This window comes from Pseudomonas sp. P4_C3, from assembly GCF_056402075.1.
Genome location: NZ_JBFUIC010000811.1, coordinates 1 through 521, shown reverse-complemented (window position 1 = coordinate 521; position 521 = coordinate 1). Strand labels below are relative to the sequence as shown.

At 62.0% G+C, this 521-nt stretch carries 2 protein-coding genes; both read right to left on the bottom strand.

Annotated features, from left to right (window positions below; all coding sequences use genetic code 11):
* Positions 1 to 210 (bottom strand): sugar phosphate nucleotidyltransferase (locus AC1DVH_RS32585; protein WP_477757237.1); only part of this gene is annotated, 210 nt, incomplete at its 3' end.
* A gap of 3 nt (positions 211 to 213) precedes the next feature.
* Positions 214 to 521 (bottom strand): GDP-mannose 4,6-dehydratase (locus AC1DVH_RS32580; protein WP_477757236.1); only part of this gene is annotated, 308 nt, incomplete at its 5' end.

Sequence of the window (521 nt, the reverse complement as noted above, 5' to 3'; positions counted from 1 at the left end):
AAAGTGATCCTTGCTCTGGAAGTAGTACTCGCGGTTGGTCACCGTGACGATATCGCCCCAGCCGTCGAGCAGGTCCGCGGCACGCCGGTAGGTCTTGCCCAGCAGCGACTGGCCGTCAGGCAAGGCCATGAACGGTTTGGGATGGCCTTCACGCGACACCGGCCACAACCTGGTCCCGGCACCGCCGGAGAGAATCACGGGAATCAGCATGGCCTACTCCTTGGCGACGCGTTTCATGTCCGCATCCATCATCATGCGGATCAAGGTATCCAGATCGGTTTTTGGTTTCCAGCCCAGCACACGCTGGGCCTTGGCCGGGTTGCCGAGCAGCACTTCGACTTCGGCCGGGCGGAAGAACGCCGGGTCGATCTTCACGTAATCGCGGTAGTTCAGGCCCACGTGATCGAAGGCGATCCGGCACATCTCGCGCACGGTGGTGGTCACGCCGGTGGCCACCACGAAGTCGTCGGGTTTGTCCTGTTGCAGCATCAGCCACATGGCTTCGACGTAGTCCCCGGCAA